We start from the raw sequence: 626 nt of genomic DNA, 5'->3' as shown, positions 1-626 counted from the left end.
CGCTCGCTGAGCGTGCGCCAGGCGCTGAGGGCCGCCGCCATCTCTGCGGTCTTCTTGCTGCTGCCGTGGCCGATCATGCTGACGTCGCCGACCGATACCGTGGCGGTGAAGCGGCGGTCGTGATCCGGGCCGCTCGCCTCGACCGAATACTGCGGCGGCGTCGCGCCGACACGGGCAGCGAGCTCCTGCAGACTGGTCTTCGGGTCCATCGCCGCGCCGTAGCGCTCTGGATCCGCGAGCAGAGGCTCCGTCAGACGAAGCACGAGCGCTGTGGCGGCCTCAGGACCCGCCGACAGGTACGTGGCACCGATCACGGCTTCCATCGTGTCCGCCAGGATCGAGTCCTTGTCTCGACCACCGGTCTGCTCCTCACCGCGCCCCAGCAGCAGATGGCTGCCGAGGTCGATGCCGCGAGCCACTTCCGCAAGAGCGACAGTGGACACGACGCTCGCACGCCGCTTCGCCAGCTCGCCCTCGTCGAGGTCGGGGTGCGTGGTGAAGAGCATCACGGTCACGGCCTGACCCAAGACCGAATCACCGAGGAACTCCAGGCGCTCGTTGTGCGGGATCCCGCCGTGCTCATACGCGTAAGAGCGGTGAGTGAGGGCCAACTCCAGAAGCTCCCC

General features: G+C 68.2%; 1 protein-coding gene. It reads right to left on the bottom strand.

Features of this window, described 5'->3' with window-relative positions; all coding sequences use genetic code 11:
* Positions 1 to 626: ribonuclease III (gene rnc / locus ACNPM4_RS14950; protein ID WP_448986175.1), on the bottom strand; the 626-nt coding region annotated here is incomplete at both ends.

The sequence above is a fragment of the Microbacterium umsixpiens genome, from assembly GCF_053543675.1.
The sequence above is the reverse complement of the archived record's forward strand: the minus strand, read 5'-3'. Positions and strand labels throughout refer to the sequence as shown.